The sequence below is a fragment of the Pseudomonas sp. FW306-02-D09B genome (genome assembly GCF_058782685.1).
In genome coordinates, this window is the sequence record NZ_JBYSXY010000018.1 from 19808 (window position 1) to 36319 (window position 16512).

Genomic DNA, 16512 nt, shown 5'->3' on the forward strand with positions numbered 1-16512 from the left:
CGAGGCCGGTTTTTTCATTTCAACGATTTCAGAACTTGGCGTTCTGCAGGTCGTCCAGGTAACGCTCTGCGTCCAGGGCCGCCATGCAACCAGCGCCGGCCGAGGTGATCGCCTGACGGTAAACGTGATCAGCCACGTCGCCGGCAGCAAAGATGCCTTCGAGGCTGGTCGCCGTTGCGTTGCCTTCACGACCGCCCTGCACCACCAGATAACCGTCTTTCAAGGTTAGTTGGCCTTCGAACAGCGACGTGTTCGGGGTGTGGCCGATGGCGATGAACACGCCGTCGACTTTCAGCTCGTCGAAGCTGCCGTCGTTGTTCTTCAAACGAGCGCCGGTCACGCCCATGTTGTCGCCCAGCACTTCGTCCAGAGTCGAGTTCAGCTTGAGGACAATCTTGCCTTCGGCAACTCGTGCATGCAGCTTGTCGATCAGGATTTTCTCGGCGCGGAAGGTTTCGCGACGGTGAATCAGGGTCACTTTGCTGGCGATGTTGGCCAGGTACAGCGCCTCTTCGACAGCAGTGTTACCGCCGCCGACCACGGCCACTTCACGGTTGCGGTAGAAGAAACCATCGCAGGTTGCGCAGGCCGACACGCCTTTGCCCATGAAGGTTTCTTCCGACGGCAGGCCCAGGTAACGAGCGCTGGCACCGGTCGCGATGATCAGTGCGTCGCAGGTGTAAGTGGCGCTGTCGCCCGTCAGGGTGTACGGCTTGGCGGCGAAGTCGACAGCGTTGATGTGGTCGAAAACGATTTCGGTCTCGAAGCGCTCGGCGTGTTCTTTCATCCGGTCCATCAGTGCCGGGCCGGTCAGGCCGTGCACGTCGCCCGGCCAGTTGTCGACTTCGGTGGTGGTGGTCAGTTGACCGCCAGCCTGCATGCCTGTGATCAGCAACGGCTTGAGGTTGGCGCGGGCAGCATAGACCGCAGCGCTGTAACCGGCAGGGCCGGAACCAAGAATAATCACTCGCGAATGACGTACATCAGACATGACTCACTCCTATCGACCGGCCGGTATTACCTGGCGCGGAACGCCGGATGACCGGCTGGAATTAAAAAAGGACTGTGCAAGCACTTGGGGAAGCGCCGTAGTTGGACAGCCCTGAAAAATAGTGGGTGCAGCGTATCGAGGAGGCGAAGATTAAGGAAATACGGAATAACAATCCAGCTCATAGGCGGTCTCTATCCCCTGGAGGCTGATTTAAAGACGCCTTTGTTACAGTTAATGTCGATGTCATTACCGCGCTTTCGCCTGTGTGGCAAAGCCGGTAAGGTCGGCGCGTTTTCCCATTGCTCGGAGCCCACTATGCCCGCCCCCGTTCTGTCCGGCCCGCAATACCTGCGCGAAGGCCTGAAGCTGGTCTTGAGTCCCGGCCTGCGTTTGTTCGTGTTGTTGCCGCTGGTCATCAACCTGGTGCTGTTCGTCGGATTGATTTATTTCGCCGGCCATCAGTTCAGCCTGTGGGTCGACACCCTGATGCCTTCACTGCCGAGCTGGCTGAGTTTTCTCAGCTATGTACTTTGGCCGTTGTTCGTCGTTCTGGTGGCGCTGATGGTGTTTTTCACCTTCACCATGCTCGCCAACGTGATCGCCGCGCCCTTCAACGGTTTTCTCGCGGAGAAAGTCGAAGTGGTGGTGCGTGGCACTGATGACTTCCCGACCTTCAGTTGGAGCGAACTGATCGCGATGATCCCGCGCACGTTCGCCCGGGAAATGCGCAAACTCGGCTACTTCCTGCCCAGGGCCCTCGCGTTGCTGATCCTTTCATTCATCCCGGTGGTCAACCTGGTCGCTGCCCCACTATGGCTGGCGTTTGGCGTATGGATGATGGCAATCCAGTACATCGACTACCCGGCGGATAACCACAAACTCGGCTGGAACGAGATGCTCGCCTGGCTGCGCCAGAAACGCTGGCAGAGCATGAGTTTTGGCGGGATCGTCTATCTGGCGCTGCTGATTCCGGTAATCAACATCCTGATGATGCCGGCAGCGGTGGCTGGTGCGACGTTGTTTTGGGTGCGCGAGCGTGGCGCTGAAAACCTGGTGGTCAAACCTGCCTGACTGCGTCACAAATCCATCATCGCCCTGACACAATGGCGACATGGCCTCAGTCGACACTGAGGCCATGACGACAGCTCTGCATATTACTCTGATCACCGAAACCTTCCCTCCGGAAATCAATGGCGTGGCCAATACCCTTGGCCGCCTGTGCGAAGGTCTGCGCGCACGCGGACACCTGGTAGAACTGGTGCGACCGCGCCAGGGCAGCGATCAGACCCGCCTAAGCGACGATGAACTACTGCTCTGCCGCGGCTGGCCGCTGCCGGGTTATCCGGGGCTGCAATGGGGTCAGTCGTCGATGCACAAGTTGCTCAGGCGCTGGCAGCGTCATCGCCCGGACGTGCTCTACATCGCTACCGAAGGACCACTGGGGTTGTCGGCCTTGCGCGCGGCGCGGCGGCTGGGTATTTCAGTGGTGAGCGGGTTTCACACCAACTTCCAGCAGTACTCCAACCAGTACGGCCTGGGACTGTTGACCCGGTTACTGACACATTACCTGCGCTGGTTCCATAACCGCACCAAGTTGACCCTGGTGCCCAGCGCCAGCCAGCGAATGGAGCTGGAACGTCGGCAGTTCGAGCGCCTGGCGTTGCTGTCCCGTGGCGTCGACAGTCAACTGTTCCACCCGGCCAAACGCCTGGGTTCGCTGCGTGAAAGCTGGGGGCTGGAGAACGACGACATTGCACTGATTCACGTCGGCCGGCTCGCTCAGGAAAAAAACCTCGGCCTGCTCAAACATTGCTACCAGGCTTTGCAGTCGTCTTATCCACAACGACGAATAAAGCTGATCGTGATCGGCGATGGCCCACAACGTGCGCTGCTGGAAAAGGCACTGCCCGACGCGATCTTCTGTGGCTCGCAGCGCGCAGAAGCCTTGGCGTGTCACTACGCGTCCGGGGATCTGTTTCTGTTTCCGAGCCTGACCGAAACCTTCGGCAATGTGGTGCTGGAAGCACTGGCCTCTGGATTGGGCGTGGTGGCTTACGATCAGGCGGCCGCAGCTCAACACATTCGCCATGGTTACAACGGTGTGTTGGCGATGCCGGGGGACGAAGAGGCATTTTGCGATGCCGCCCGTTGGTTGTTGGAAGAGGCAGAAACCTTGCGCTGCATACGACTCAACGCGCGTCAGCACGCCAGTCGGCAGGGCTGGGGGGCAATCGTCGAGCAATTTGAAGGACAGTTGCGCGGGGCTTGCGAGGTGCAAATCGGGGCACAGCCTTTGATGGCCATGCCCCATTCGATCAAACCAGCGTCATCAACGCCTCACGACTGAACGGCAGGATGTCCTGCTCGCGACCTTCGCGGACTTTCTGCGCCCAGTCCGGGTCGACCAGCAAGGCGCGTCCCACGGCCACCAGGTCGAACTCTTGGTTGTTCAAACGTTCCAGCAGGTTCTCCAGGCTGGCCGGTTGCGCGACTTTGTCGGTGTTGACCATGAACTGCAGGAACTCACCGTCCAGCCCCACGCTGCCCACGGTGATCGTCGGCTTGCCCGTCAGTTTGCGGGTCCAGCCTGCCAGGTTCAGCTCGGAGCCGTCGAACTCCGGCTCCCAGAAACGTCGCGTAGAGCAGTGGAAAATATCCACGCCGGCATCGGACAGCGGCTGGAGAAATTCGCCCAACGCCTCCGGGGTTTGCACCAGACGTGCGGTGTAGTCCTGCTGCTTCCACTGCGAGTAACGGAAGATGATCGGGTAGCCCGGACCGACCGCCGCACGCACGGCCTGGATCAGCTCAATGGCAAAGCGCGAACGATTGGCCAGGCTGCCACCGTATTCGTCGGTGCGCTGGTTGCTGCCCTCCCAGAAGAACTGGTCGACCAGATAACCGTGGGCGCCGTGGATCTCGACGCCGTCCATGCCAATGCTCTGCGCGTCTTTTGCGGCCTGGGCGAAGGCCGCGATCACGTCCTGGATATCTTGTTGGGTCATGCCGTGAACCACGACCTGACCGTCCTTGAGTTTTTCCGATGGCCCGTAGCCCGGCACGCTCGCATCCGGCTCGGTGCCGATGCGTCGTACGCTGCCGACGTGCCACAACTGCGGAACTATCTTGCCGCCTTCGGCGTGGACAGCATCAACAACTTTTTTCCAGCCGGCCAACGCCGCTTCGCCGTAAAAGTGCGGAACGTTCGGGTAACCGTTGGAAGCCTTGTGACCAACCGTGGTGCCCTCGGTGATGATCAGGCCTACACCCGCCGCAGCACGGCGGCGGTAGTACTCGATGACCTTCGAATTCGGTACGCCACCTGGGGAGAACGAACGGGTCATCGGCGCCATGACCACACGGGTCGGCAGCTCCAGGGCACCGAGGTTGAACGGTTTGAACAAGGCTTTGACGGGCATGGGACGCTCCACGTGAAAATAACTTTATGACGGCGATAATATGGAGGCTTGCCAGCCTTGAATAGCACTATTGATTTAGGTGATTAAGGTTCAAAAGACAGGGAGAGGTCTGTAGGAGCACGGCTTGCCGGCGATGGCGTTCTTGAGATCACTATCGCCGGCAAGCCGTGCTCCTGCGGGAGACAGGTTCAGACCAGGGCTTTTTCGATCGCCTGGACGATCGTCGGATCATCCGGTGCAGTACGTGGCGAGAAACGCGCCAGCACGCGACCATCTTTGCCGAGAAGGAATTTTTCAAAGTTCCAGGTGATGTCACCCGGGAATTCCGCGCCCTCGCCCGCCAACAGCCGGTACAGCTGATGACGGTCGTGACCGTTGACTTCCAGCTTGCTGGACAGCGGAAAGGTCACGCCATAGTTGAGGCTGCAGAACTCTTTTATCTCGCTTTCAGTGCCTGGCTCTTGCCCGGCAAACTGGTTGCACGGCAAACCCAGCACACTGAAACCTTTGCCCTTGTATTGCTGGTAGAGGTTTTCCAGAGCAGCGTATTGCGGGGTCAAACCACACTTGGAGGCGACGTTGACCACCAGCACGACGTGCCCTTTGAAGGGCGCCAGAGGTAACTCCTGGCCATCCAAAGTCTTCAATGTAAGGTCGTGAAAAGCACTCATGACGAACTCCAAATTTCCCGTGTTCTTCTCGAAACAGCCTCTTGGCGATATCGCCAAGGACAGCCGCGGACTAAAAAGGCGCCCCTCGGGCGCCTCTCCAGTTCTCGAAGCTTAGCGCAGAAAATCAGTGGTGATGGCCACCTTCGCCATGGACGTGACCATGAGCGATTTCTTCCTGGCTGGCATCACGGATGTCGATGATCTTGACCTTGAAGTTCAAGCGCTGACCGGCCAACGGGTGGTTGCCGTCAACGGTCACGTCGTCGCCGTCCAGATCACGGATGGTGACGATTTGCATCTGGCCGTCTGGCGCGGAAGCGTGGAACTGCATGCCCACTTCCAGTTCGTCGACGCCTTCGAACATGCTGCGGCTCAGGGTGCTGACCAGTTCGGCAGCGTATTCGCCGTAGGCATCTTCAGGTTCTACGGAGACGTTCAGTTCGTCACCGACTGCTTTACCTTCCAGGGCTTTTTCCAGGCCCGGGATGATGTTACCTGCGCCTTGCAGGTACACCAGCGGTGCGCCGCCGGCGGAGCTGTCGATGACCTCACCAGCGTCGTTGGTCAGGGTATAGTCGATGGAGACAGCCTTATTGGCGGCGATCAGCATGGGGCGAGACCTTTTGCATAAGAATATAGAAAGACCCAGTTTAGCGAAGCAAACGCCCGAAAGCGAACAGAACCCGGACGGACGGGTTGCTTCGGCAGGGTCGACGATCCAGGGCTTCCATCAGGACGAGGATGGACACTGGGTTGTAGAGCTTTCCTGCGGCCATACCCAGCATCTGCGCCACCAGCCACCGTGGCAATCACGAAGCTGGGTTCTGGATCCCGCCAAGCGTATTGAAAAAATAGGCCAACCCTTTGATTGCGGTTGGTGCGCTCAGGGCTCGGTTAGCGATAACCTTGACGTCTGAAATATCGGTAGAAGGCCAGTCATAGGCGTTCACCCTTGCCATGCACCTCCAGAGAATCCGCATGCAAACTTTTTTTATCGCGCCCACCGATTTTGGTGTGGGTCTGACCTCCATCAGCCTCGGGCTGGTGCGTACCCTTGAGCGAGCCGGACTGAAAGTCGGTTTCTTCAAACCGATTGCCCAGCCGCACCCTGGCGACACCGGCCCTGAACGTTCCACCGAACTGGTGGCCCGCACCCACGGCCTGAAACCGCCGCAGCCGCTGGGCCTGGCTCACGTCGAGCGGATGCTCGGCGACGGTCAGCTGGATGAGCTGCTGGAAGAAATCATCACCCTGTACCAGCAAGCCGCCATCGGCAAAGACGTGCTGGTCGTCGAAGGCATGGTCCCGACCCGCAGCGCCAGCTACGCCGCGCGGGTTAACTTGCACTTGGCGAAAAGCCTGGATGCCGAGGTGATTCTGGTCTCGGCACCGGAAAACGAAGTGCTCACCGAATTGTCTGGCCGGGTCGAGTTGCAAGCGCAATTGTTTGGCGGTCCAAAAGACCCGAAAGTGCTCGGCGTGATTCTCAACAAGGTCAAAACCGATGAAAGCATGGAGGCTTTCGCCGCACGCCTGAAGGAACACTCGCCCTTGCTGCGCAGCGGCGACTTCCGGCTGCTTGGCTGCATTCCGTTCCAGCCGGAACTGAACGCCCCGCGCACCCGCGACGTCGCGGACTTGATGGGCGCTCAGGTGCTCAATGCCGGCGACTATGAAACCCGGCGCATGAGCAAGATCATCATTTGCGCCCGCACCATGCGCAACACGGTCGAACTGCTCAAACCCGGCGTGCTGGTGGTAACCCCCGGCGATCGCGACGACATCATCCTCGCCGTCAGCCTCGCCGCGATCAACGGCGTGCCGCTGGCCGGGCTGCTGCTGACCAGCGGCACCCTGCCCGACCCACGGATCATGGACCTCTGCCGAGGCGCCTTGCAGGCCGGTCTACCGGTGTTGTCGGTGAGCACTGGCTCCTATGAAACCGCCAACCAATTGAACGGTTTGAACAAGGAAATCCCGATCGACGACCGCGAGCGTGCGGAGATCATCACCGATTTCGTCGCCAGCCACCTCGACGCCAACTGGCTACACCAGCGCTGCGGCACGCCGCGTGAAATGCGCCTGTCACCAGCAGTGTTCCGCTATCAACTGATCCAGCGCGCCCAGGCTGCCAACAAGCGCATCGTCCTGCCAGAAGGCAGCGAACCTTTGACGGTACAGGCGGCGGCGATCTGCCAGGCCCGCGGGATTGCTCGCTGCGTGTTGCTGGCCAAACCCGAAGACGTGCAAGCAGTCGCGCGCGCCCAGGGTATCGAGTTGCCTGAGGGCCTGGAGATTCTCGATCCGGACCTGATCCGTCAGCGTTATGTCGAGCCGATGGTCGCGTTGCGCAAGACCAAAAGCCTCAACGCGCCAATGGCCGAGCAACAGCTGGAAGACACCGTGGTGATCGGCACCATGATGCTCGCACTGGATGAAGTCGACGGACTGGTGTCCGGGGTCATCCACTCCACCGCCAATACCATTCGCCCGGCATTGCAACTGATCAAGACCGCACCCGGCTGCACGTTGGTGTCGTCGGTGTTTTTCATGCTGTTCCCGGAGGAAGTGCTGGTCTACGGCGACTGCATCATGAACCCGCACCCGAGCGCCAGTGAACTGGCCGAGATCGCCCTGCAAAGCGCCGACTCTGCCGCCGCCTTCGGGATCACGCCACGGGTGGCGATGCTCAGCTACTCCAGCGGCGAATCGGCCAGCGGCGAAGAAGTCGAGAAAGTCCGCGAAGCCACTTTGCTCGCCCACGAAGCGCAGAACGCGCTGCTGATCGACGGGCCGTTGCAGTACGACGCCGCGGCCAACGAAGACGTGGCCCGGCAACTGGCGCCGAACAGTCAGGTAGCCGGTCGGGCAACCGTGTTCATTTTCCCCGACCTGAACACCGGCAATACCACTCACAAAGCCGTGCAACGCAGCGCCGACTGCGTCAGCCTCGGACCGATGCTGCAAGGCCTGCGCAAACCGGTAAATGACTTGCCGCGCGGCGCTCAGGTCGACGACATCGTCTACACCATTGCCCTGACTGCGATTCAAGCCGCCAACCGACCTATGGATATTTAAATGCTGGATTCTCTACCTGCACCCTTGCGAGGCGTGATCGCCTCGCTGTTGTTGGCGCTGAACACGATCGTCTGCTGCACACCGCTGTTTGTCGTGGCAATCTTCAAATTGTTGCTGCCCTTCCCGACCGCACAGCGCTTCACCGACTGGCTGATGAGCCACATCCATGAAGCCTGGATCAGCAACAACAAGGCCTGGATGGACTTGCTCGGGCACACGCGCTGGACGCTCAGCGGGCTCGAAGGCCTGGACTATCAGCACTCGTACCTGATCACCAGCAACCACCAGAGCTGGGTCGACATTATGGTGTTGCAGTACGTGCTCAATCGCCGGATTCGCCCGCTGAAGTTCTTCCTCAAGCAAGAGCTGATCTGGGTGCCGGTGATCGGCTTGGCCTGGTGGGCGCTGGGCTTCCCGTTCATGAAGCGTTACTCCAAGGCCTATCTGGAAAAGCACCCGGAGAAGAAAGGCAAAGACCTGGAAACCACTCGCAAGACCTGCGACAAGTTCCGCCATAACCCGGTGGGGATTTTCAACTTCGTCGAAGGCACGCGCTTCACCGAAGGCAAGCATGCGCAGCAGCAATCGCCGTTCCGCTACCTGCTCAAGCCCAAGGCGGGCGGTATCGCGTTTGTGCTGGACGCCATGGGTGAGCAACTGGAAGCCATCGTCAACGTGACCATTCACTACCCGGCCGGGCGCCCCGGTTATTGGGACCTGCTGTGTGGCAACGTGAAAGACGTGGTGGTGCACTTTCAGGAACTGAAGATCCCGCCGCAGTTCATCGGCAAGAACTACGACCAGGATGGTGTTTACCGCCTGGAGTTCCAGGGCTGGATCAACCAGTTGTGGGAAGACAAGGATGCGCTGCTTGAGCAGATGCATCGCGAGTATCCCGCGAAATCTTGAGGTGTCTGGAAGGACCTCATCGCGGGCAAGCCTTGCTCCTACAGATTTGAGTTGATCACGCCATGTTGGTACGACGCCATCTGTAGGAGCAAGGCTTGCACGCGATGGCGATCTCAAGGACACAAAAAAGCCCGCAGATGATTGCTCATCTGCGGGCTTTTTATTAGCAGCTAACGCTTAGATCGCGCCGCGTTTACGCAGCAGGTCCAGCACTTGCTTGACGCTTTCTTCCAGCGACAGCGTCTGGGTGTCGACCACAAGGTCGGCGTCCAGCGGCACGTCATACGGGAAGGAATCGCCCGGGATGTTGTCGCCACCGGCAGCATACAACCCTTGCGGATCGCGTGCGGCGCAGACCATCGGTGACGCCTGCACGTAAACGGTCAGCAAGCGGTCATCGCCAATCAGCGCCTTGGCCTGTGCACGGCCTTCGGCGTCCGGTGCGACAAACGCCGCCAGGGTCAGCAAACCGGCTTCGTTGAACTGACGTGCGACGTGAGCCGCACGACGCCAGTTCTCGGTACGCCCGGCGCGATCCTGTGGCAGACCTTTGTTCAGGTCGTGACGCAGGTTCTGCCCATCGAGCACAAACACCGCACGGCCCATGTCGAACAGCTTGCGTTCAACTGCATAGGCCAAAGTGCTTTTGCCCGCGCCCGAGAGGCCGCTGAACAGCACGGTAGCCGGTTGCTGGCCGAAGCGCTGGGCACGCTCTTCGGTGGCTACATGGGCCAATTTTCCATGGTGCGTGGAGCTGCCATGCGCCAAAGGCTGGGCGACGATCATGCCGGCGCCGACGGTGCCGTTGGTCAAGCGGTCGATGATGATGAACGAACCGGTGGTGCGGTTGCTTTCATAACCGTCGAGGGCAATCGGCGCGTCGAGGCTGATCTTGACCTTACCGATCTCGTTCAGCTGCAAGGCACTGGCCGGGCCTTCTTCCAGAGTGTTCACGTCGACCTTGTTGACGATGCTGGCGATCGAGCCCGGCACGTAACTGGTGGCGCGCTTGATGTCGTATTTCTTGCCCGGTAGCATCGGCTCTTCAGCCATCCACACCAGCATCGCTTCGAAGCTGTCGGTGACCGGCGGCACGTTGTCGGCATGCACCAGCAAGTCGCCGCGGGAGATGTCGATTTCGTCTTCCATGGTCAGCGTTACGGCCTGACCCGGACCTGCGTGTTCCAGCTCACCTTCGAAAGTGACGATGGATTTCACGCGGCTGCTTTTGCCCGACGGCAGCACCACGACTTCGTCGCCCTTCTTGACGATGCCGCTGGCCAGGGTGCCGGCGAAACCGCGGAAGTTCAGGTTCGGCCGGTTGACGTATTGCACCGGGAAACGCAGGTCGGTGAAGTTACGGTCGCCCGCGACTTCCACGGTCTCAAGGATCTCCATCAGCGACTGGCCGGTGTACCACGGCGAGCGCTCGGATTTGTTCACCACGTTATCGCCCTTCAGCGCCGACATCGGCACGAAGTGCATGCTGGTAGGCTTCATTTTCAAGCCTTCAGCGAACTTCAGGTAATCGGCCTTGATCGACTCGAACACGCCCTGATCGAAGTCCTTGAGGTCCATCTTGTTGATGGCGACAACGATGTGCTTGATGCCCAGCAACGAGGCGATAAAGCTGTGGCGACGGGTCTGGGTTTGCACGCCATAACGGGCGTCGACCAGGATGATCGCCAGGTCACAGGTGGATGCACCGGTGGCCATGTTGCGGGTGTACTGCTCATGGCCAGGGGTGTCGGCAATGATGAATTTGCGCTTGGCGGTGGAGAAATAGCGGTACGCAACATCGATGGTGATGCCTTGCTCGCGCTCGGCCTGCAGGCCGTCGACCAGCAACGCCAGGTCGATGTCGTCACCGGTGGTGCCGACTTTTTTCGAGTCGCGGGTAATGGCTTCCAGATGATCCTCGTAGATCATCTTGGAGTCGTGCAGCAGGCGCCCGATCAGGGTGCTCTTGCCGTCGTCGACGTTACCGCAGGTCAGAAAGCGCAGCAGCTCTTTACGTTCGTGCTGGCCCAGGTAGGCGAGGATGTCCTCGCTGATCAAATCAGATTGATGCGACATGACAGCCCCTTAGAAATAACCTTGACGTTTTTTGTCTTCCATCGAGCCGGCGCCATCGTGATCGATGACTCGGCCCTGGCGCTCGGAAGTTCGCGTCAGGAGCATTTCCTGAATGATGTCCGTGAGGCTTTCGGCCTCGGACTCCACCGCGCCCGTCAACGGGTAGCAGCCAAGGGTACGGAAACGCACTTTCTTTTTGACGATGCGGGCTTTGTCTTCGTCGCTCAGGTGCTCGAGGATGCGCTCGTCGTCGATCATGATCAGCGTGCCGTTCTTCTCGATGACCTCGCGTTCGGCGGCGAAGTACAGCGGGACGATCGGGATGCCTTCAAGGTAGATGTACTGCCAGATGTCCAGCTCGGTCCAGTTCGACAACGGGAATACGCGGATCGATTCGCCTTTGTTGACCTTGCCGTTGTAGACGTTCCACAGCTCCGGGCGCTGGTTTTTCGGGTCCCAGCGGTGCTTGCTGTCGCGGAACGAGTACACGCGCTCCTTGGCGCGGGACTTCTCTTCATCGCGGCGCGCACCACCGAAGGCTGCGTCGAAGCCGTACTTGTCCAAAGCCTGTTTCAGGCCTTCGGTCTTCATGATGTCGGTGTGCTTGGCACTGCCGTGGGTGAAGGGGTTGATCCCTTGAGCCACGCCTTCCGGGTTGACGTAGGTGATCAGGTCAAGGCCCAGCTCTGCGACCATCTTGTCGCGGAAGCTGTACATCTCCTGAAATTTCCATTGGGTGTCGACGTGCATCACCGGAAACGGCAGCTTGCCCGGGAAGAACGCCTTGCGTGCCAGATGCAGCATCACGGCGGAGTCTTTACCGATGGAGTACAGCATCACCGGGTTGTCGAACTCGGCGGCCACCTCGCGGATGATGTGGATGCTTTCCGCCTCCAGCTGTTTCAGATGCGTCAGTTTGTCGACCATGGCTACTCACGAAAGCTTTCTTATGAACGGCCAGCGGGCCGTGTTCGAGCGGCGAATGCTAGCACAGCGACCTCTTCTAATCAGGACGCCGACTAGATCGAAAGAGCATATGAATATACCTGCTCGTTCGGGCGCCGCAGGCCCGCTCCCATCGTTGATTTTCGGTTATCAAATCGGATTCGGGCAATCGATGAAAATGTGTTCAAGGGCAAACCGTCGAGCCAGATAATCCCCCAGCGCCTGTACGCCGAAGCGTTCGGTGGCGTGATGACCGGCGGCGATGAAGCTGATGTCGTTTTCCCGGGCGCTGTGGAAGGTTTGCTCGGACGCTTCACCGCTCAGGTACAGGTCGACACCGGCCTGCACCGCCTGATCGATATAGCCCTGGCCACCGCCCGTGCACCAGCCGACGCGCCGGACCATTTTGCTGCCCTCGATCAGCAACGGCTCGCGGCCCATGACCTCTTGCACATGACGGGCAAAGTCGCGCGCGGTCATAGGTTCGGCCAACGAGCCGACCAACCCGACCACTTTGAGGTTTTCCGGGTCCAGCGGGCCTTCGACGGTAATGTCCAGTTGGCGAGCCAATTGCACGTTGTTGCCCACTTCCGGGTGCAAATCCAGCGGCAAGTGATAAGCCAGGAGGCTGATATCGTGCTTGAGCAGGGTTTTGAGCCTACGCTGCTTCATACCGGTGATGCAGGGGTTTTCACCTTTCCAGAAGTAGCCGTGGTGTACCAGCACCAGATCGGCCTTGGCTTCGACCGCTGCATCGAGCAACGCCTGGCTGGCCGTGACACCGCTGACGATACGCGTGACCTGCGGCCGACCTTCGACTTGCAAGCCATTGGGGCAATAGTCGGCAATCCGCGAACTGGCAAGGTAACGATCCGCTTCTTCTACCAGGGTGCTCAGGGCGACGGCCATAAAAGACTCCTAAATATCCCGTTCAGAGGCGCGCGCGGCCTCGTATAATGCGCGACATTATGGGCCACAGGCGGCCCTCCGTAACCTCCCAGGATTTGTTCAATGTTCAAGGGTCTGCGTTTTTTTGGCTGGCCGCTGCTGGCCGGCGTGCTTATCGCGTTGTTGATCATCCAGCGTTACCCGCAATGGGTCGGACTGCCAAGTCTGGATGTGAACCTGCAACAAGCCCCACAAACCACTCAGACCCAACAGGGGCCGGTGTCTTACGCCGATGCCGTGGTCATTGCCGCACCGGCAGTGGTCAACCTCTACACCACCAAAGTGGTCAACAAAACCAGCCATCCGTTGTTTGAAGACCCGCAGTTCCGGCGGTTCTTCGGCGACAACGCGCCCAAGCAGAAGCGCATGGAGTCGAGCCTCGGTTCCGGGGTGATCATGAGCCCTGAAGGTTATTTGCTGACCAATAACCACGTGACCACCGGCGCCGACCAAATCGTCGTCGCGCTCAAGGATGGTCGTGAAACCCTGGCTCGCGTGATCGGCAGCGACCCGGAAACCGACCTCGCGGTACTGAAAATCGATTTGAAGAACCTGCCGTCGATCACCGTCGGCCGCTCGGAAAACATCCGCGTCGGCGATGTCGCGCTGGCCATCGGCAACCCGTTTGGCGTCGGCCAGACCGTGACCATGGGCATCATCAGCGCCACCGGGCGCAACCAGTTGGGCCTGAACAACTACGAAGACTTCATCCAGACCGACGCCGCGATCAACCCAGGCAACTCCGGCGGTGCGCTGGTCGACGCCAACGGCAACCTCACCGGGATCAACACCGCGATTTTCTCCAAGTCCGGCGGCTCGCAAGGCATTGGTTTCGCGATCCCGATCAAGCTGGCGATGGAAGTGATGAAGTCGATCATCGAACACGGTCAGGTGATTCGCGGCTGGTTGGGGATTGAAGTACAGCCCTTGAGTCAGGAATTGGCGGAATCGTATGGCTTGTCCGGGCGTCCGGGGATTGTCGTCGCGGGGATTTTCCGCGATGGCCCGGCACAAAAGGCCGGTCTGCAATTGGGCGATGTGATCCTCAGCATTGACGGCGAACCAGCCGGCGATGGCCGCCGTTCAATGAACCAGGTGGCGCGGATCAAACCGACTGACAAGGTCACCGTTCAGGTCATGCGCAACGGCAAGGAGCTCAAGCTGACTGCGGAAATCGGCTTGCGTCCGCCACCCGCCCCGGTCAAAGAAGAAGAGTAAGCCCATAGGAGTTGCCGGAGGCTGTGATCTTTTAACGCCTTCGGCAACACCCAATACCTCTGCTGATGCAGACGAGCCCTAAAAGCATACATTCTCATTAGGCATGTTATATTGTTTCAATATCGCTATTGGAACGATCTCATGCCGTCTCGTAAATTTGCTCCTCTGGCAGGCCTGGCCCTGGGCCTGCTCGGGGATCCGGTGTTCGCCGAAGACCCACAACCGCTTGAACTGGACACCATCAGTGTCACCTCCGATTACGAGTCTGCCACCGGCCCGGTGAACGGCTATCGCGCCACGCGGTCGTCCAGCGCGACCAAAACCGACACAGCAATCCGCGATATCCCGCAATCCATCAGCGTGATTCCTGCCAGCGTGCTCAAGGACCTGGGCAGCCACAATGTCGAGCGCGCTCTGGAGTTTGCCGGTGGCGTATCGAAACAGAACAACTTCGGCGGCCTGACGCTGTATGAGTACAGCGTGCGCGGCTTCACCACCTCGGAGTTCTACAAGGACGGCTTCAGCGCGAACCGCGGTTACCCAAGCACCCCGGACGCCGCGAACGTCGAACGCATCGAAGTGCTCAAGGGCCCCGCCGCCAGTCTTTACGGGCGCGGCGACCCTGGCGGTACGGTGAACATCGTCACCAAAAAGCCGCAACCCGAAGCCTTCAGCACCTTGCAGACCAGCGCCGGCAGTTGGGATCGTTATCGTACCGCGCTGGACGTCAACACCCCGCTCGACCCGCAAGGCAATGTGTTGTCACGGGTCAATCTGGCGGTCGAGGACAACCACAGTTTTCGTGATCACGTCGACAGCCAGCGGGTGTTCGTTGCGCCGTCGCTCAGTTGGCAACTCAACCCGGACACCAGCCTGCTGCTGGAAAGCGAGATTGTCCGGCACAGCTCGACCTTCGACCGCGGCATCGTCGCGCCGAACAACCGCTGGAGCGGTGTCTCGCGCTCGACCTTCCTCGGTGAACCTGACGACGGCAACATCGACAACTACAACAATCTGTTGCAGGCGACCCTCGAACACCACCTCAACGACGCCTGGAAACTGCGCCTGGCCAGCCATTACAAAGAAGGCAAACTCTGGGGCTTTGCCTCGGAAGCCCGCCCGTTGAACGCCGATCAACACACGGTCAACCGCCGTTACCGTGAGCGCGACAACCGTTGGCACGACAGCATCACCCAGCTCGAACTACGCGGTTTGTTCGACATTGGCAGCTGGCAACACGAACTGCTGATTGGCAGCGAGTACGAAAACTTCCGCAAGAACGAGCGGGTCACCACTATCGCTGGCGGCCCTTACGCGATCGATATCTACGACCCGGTTTACGGTCAGCCCAAACCCGATGACAAGCGCTCGGGCCCGGACTTTTTCGAGCAGGTCGAAAGTCAGGCACTGAACCTTCAGGACCAGATCGTGTTCACCGACCGCCTGCGCGGCATGCTCGGGGCACGCTTCGAACACTTCGAGCAAACCATCGACGATCACACACTGAACAACCGCAGCCGACAGAACCACGACGCTCTGACCCAACGCGCCGGCCTGCTCTATCAACTGACGCCACAGCATGGACTGTTCGCCAACGCCTCGACCTCGTTCAAACCCAACAACGGCCTGGATGCCACAGGCAAATCCTTCGATCCGGAAGAAGGCGTTGGCTACGAGATCGGGATCAAGAGCGAGCTGTTCGATGAGCGCCTGAGCAGCACCCTCGCCGCCTTTCATATCGAAAAAGAAAACGTCCTCGCCCTCGACCCCGCCAGCGATAGTAACCGCGCCATGGGCAAGGCCCGCAGCCAGGGTTTCGATCTGCAAGTGAGCGGGCAACTCACTGACGCTGTGCGAGTGATTGGTGCGTTTGCGTACATCGACGCCGAGGTTACCCAAGGCGACAAAGCCATTGCGACCGGCAGCCGGATTCTCGGCGTGGCCAGGCACAGCGGCAGTTTGCTGGGCGTTTATGAATTTCAGGAAGGTCTGCTGCGTGGCTCGGATGTCGGCGCGGCCTACACCTATGTCGGCGATCGATCGGGCGAAGCCGGCAGCGACTTCGAACTGCCGGCCTACCACACCGTCGACCTGTTGGCCCATTACAAGGCCAGTGAAAACGTCACGTTGGGGCTGAACCTGAACAACCTTTTCGACGAGAAATACTTCGAGCGCTCCTACAGCAACTACTGGGTCAACCCCGGCGAGCCGCGCAATTTCACCGTCAGCCTGACACTCAACCTGTAAAAGGAAGTCA

General features: G+C 59.6%; 14 protein-coding genes. 7 read left to right on the top strand and 7 right to left on the bottom strand.

Going from position 1 to position 16512, the window contains the following annotated elements:
* Nucleotides 1–28: 28 nt before the first annotated feature.
* A complete protein-coding gene (trxB, locus tag AC3WK5_RS24505; RefSeq protein WP_103315752.1) occupies nt 29–991 on the bottom strand; it encodes a thioredoxin-disulfide reductase in 963 nt (320 codons plus the stop codon).
* A gap of 315 nt (nt 992–1306) precedes the next feature.
* On the opposite strand from trxB, the gene cysZ reads away from it, so the two are divergent.
* The gene (gene cysZ / locus AC3WK5_RS24510) at nt 1307–2062 is read left to right on the top strand and encodes a sulfate transporter CysZ (RefSeq protein ID WP_103315753.1); all 756 of its coding nucleotides are present in this window, start codon (nt 1307–1309) and stop codon (nt 2060–2062) included.
* Between the two features lie 40 nt (nt 2063–2102).
* A complete protein-coding gene (locus AC3WK5_RS24515; protein ID WP_371919123.1) occupies nt 2103–3338 on the top strand; it encodes a glycosyltransferase family 4 protein in 1236 nt (411 codons plus the stop codon).
* On the opposite strand, the gene AC3WK5_RS24520 is transcribed toward AC3WK5_RS24515, so the two are convergent.
* The 3 genes from AC3WK5_RS24520 to AC3WK5_RS24530 form a co-directional block, all read right to left on the bottom strand.
* Nucleotides 3307–4410: an NADH:flavin oxidoreductase gene (locus AC3WK5_RS24520; RefSeq protein WP_103315754.1), complete on the bottom strand. Its 1104-nt coding sequence runs from the start codon at nt 4408–4410 to the stop codon at nt 3307–3309. The two genes, AC3WK5_RS24515 and AC3WK5_RS24520, sit on opposite strands and share 32 nt — an antisense overlap.
* Nucleotides 4411–4598: 188 nt before the next feature.
* Nucleotides 4599–5081 (bottom strand): glutathione peroxidase, encoded by a 483-nt coding sequence (locus AC3WK5_RS24525; RefSeq protein WP_103315755.1) that lies wholly within the window; start codon nt 5079–5081, stop codon nt 4599–4601.
* 124 nt (nt 5082–5205) lie between these two features.
* Nucleotides 5206–5691: an FKBP-type peptidyl-prolyl cis-trans isomerase gene (locus AC3WK5_RS24530; protein WP_103315756.1), complete on the bottom strand. Its 486-nt coding sequence runs from the start codon at nt 5689–5691 to the stop codon at nt 5206–5208.
* Between AC3WK5_RS24530 and AC3WK5_RS24535 the strand changes: the two genes are divergently transcribed.
* The 3 genes from AC3WK5_RS24535 (at nt 5660) to yihG (ending at nt 9068) form a co-directional block, all read left to right on the top strand.
* Complete coding sequence (locus AC3WK5_RS24535) at nt 5660–5998, top strand: DUF3565 domain-containing protein (protein WP_103315802.1); 339 nt, start codon at nt 5660–5662, stop codon at nt 5996–5998. The genes AC3WK5_RS24530 and AC3WK5_RS24535 overlap by 32 nt on opposite strands.
* A gap of 61 nt (nt 5999–6059) precedes the next feature.
* On the top strand, nt 6060–8159 hold the full coding sequence (gene pta / locus AC3WK5_RS24540) for a phosphate acetyltransferase (RefSeq protein ID WP_103315757.1): 2100 nt from the start codon (nt 6060–6062) through the stop codon (nt 8157–8159).
* Nucleotides 8160–9068 (top strand): 1-acylglycerol-3-phosphate O-acyltransferase, YihG family, encoded by a 909-nt coding sequence (gene yihG / locus AC3WK5_RS24545; RefSeq protein WP_103315758.1) that lies wholly within the window; start codon nt 8160–8162, stop codon nt 9066–9068.
* Between the two features lie 177 nt (nt 9069–9245).
* On the opposite strand, the gene cysN is transcribed toward yihG, so the two are convergent.
* From cysN to AC3WK5_RS24560, 3 genes are all read right to left on the bottom strand, one after another.
* A complete protein-coding gene (gene cysN, locus AC3WK5_RS24550; RefSeq protein WP_054593977.1) occupies nt 9246–11144 on the bottom strand; it encodes a sulfate adenylyltransferase subunit CysN in 1899 nt (632 codons plus the stop codon).
* 9 nt (nt 11145–11153) lie between these two features.
* Entirely contained in the window at nt 11154–12071 is a 918-nt protein-coding gene (gene cysD, locus AC3WK5_RS24555) for a sulfate adenylyltransferase subunit CysD (protein ID WP_019691910.1), read from the bottom strand.
* Between the two features lie 168 nt (nt 12072–12239).
* Nucleotides 12240–12998 (bottom strand): Nif3-like dinuclear metal center hexameric protein, encoded by a 759-nt coding sequence (locus tag AC3WK5_RS24560; RefSeq protein WP_054593978.1) that lies wholly within the window; start codon nt 12996–12998, stop codon nt 12240–12242.
* Nucleotides 12999–13100: 102 nt separating this feature from the next.
* Between AC3WK5_RS24560 and algW the strand changes: the two genes are divergently transcribed.
* Together algW and AC3WK5_RS24570 are read left to right on the top strand one after the other, a co-directional pair.
* Entirely contained in the window at nt 13101–14255 is a 1155-nt protein-coding gene (gene algW, locus AC3WK5_RS24565) for a Do family serine endopeptidase AlgW (RefSeq protein ID WP_054593979.1), read from the top strand.
* Nucleotides 14256–14396: 141 nt separating this feature from the next.
* Entirely contained in the window at nt 14397–16502 is a 2106-nt protein-coding gene (locus tag AC3WK5_RS24570) for a TonB-dependent siderophore receptor (RefSeq protein ID WP_103315759.1), read from the top strand.
* Nucleotides 16503–16512 lie beyond the last annotated feature (10 nt).

What these genes read in the sequence shown, in the direction of transcription:
- cysD (WP_019691910.1), bottom strand. Translation starts at nt 12,071, where the DNA reads ATGGTCGACAAACTGACGCATCTGAAACAGCTGGAGGCGGAAAGCATC.
- yihG (WP_103315758.1), top strand. Translation starts at nt 8,160, where the DNA reads ATGCTGGATTCTCTACCTGCACCCTTGCGAGGCGTGATCGCCTCGCTG.
- AC3WK5_RS24525 (WP_103315755.1), bottom strand. Translation starts at nt 5,081, where the DNA reads ATGAGTGCTTTTCACGACCTTACATTGAAGACTTTGGATGGCCAGGAG.
- AC3WK5_RS24530 (WP_103315756.1), bottom strand. Translation starts at nt 5,691, where the DNA reads ATGCTGATCGCCGCCAATAAGGCTGTCTCCATCGACTATACCCTGACC.
- AC3WK5_RS24560 (WP_054593978.1), bottom strand. Translation starts at nt 12,998, where the DNA reads ATGGCCGTCGCCCTGAGCACCCTGGTAGAAGAAGCGGATCGTTACCTT.
- cysN (WP_054593977.1), bottom strand. Translation starts at nt 11,144, where the DNA reads ATGTCGCATCAATCTGATTTGATCAGCGAGGACATCCTCGCCTACCTG.
- AC3WK5_RS24570 (WP_103315759.1), top strand. Translation starts at nt 14,397, where the DNA reads ATGCCGTCTCGTAAATTTGCTCCTCTGGCAGGCCTGGCCCTGGGCCTG.
- AC3WK5_RS24515 (WP_371919123.1), top strand. Translation starts at nt 2,103, where the DNA reads ATGGCCTCAGTCGACACTGAGGCCATGACGACAGCTCTGCATATTACT.
- AC3WK5_RS24535 (WP_103315802.1), top strand. Translation starts at nt 5,660, where the DNA reads ATGGAGACAGCCTTATTGGCGGCGATCAGCATGGGGCGAGACCTTTTG.
- AC3WK5_RS24520 (WP_103315754.1), bottom strand. Translation starts at nt 4,410, where the DNA reads ATGCCCGTCAAAGCCTTGTTCAAACCGTTCAACCTCGGTGCCCTGGAG.
- cysZ (WP_103315753.1), top strand. Translation starts at nt 1,307, where the DNA reads ATGCCCGCCCCCGTTCTGTCCGGCCCGCAATACCTGCGCGAAGGCCTG.
- trxB (WP_103315752.1), bottom strand. Translation starts at nt 991, where the DNA reads ATGTCTGATGTACGTCATTCGCGAGTGATTATTCTTGGTTCCGGCCCT.
- pta (WP_103315757.1), top strand. Translation starts at nt 6,060, where the DNA reads ATGCAAACTTTTTTTATCGCGCCCACCGATTTTGGTGTGGGTCTGACC.
- algW (WP_054593979.1), top strand. Translation starts at nt 13,101, where the DNA reads ATGTTCAAGGGTCTGCGTTTTTTTGGCTGGCCGCTGCTGGCCGGCGTG.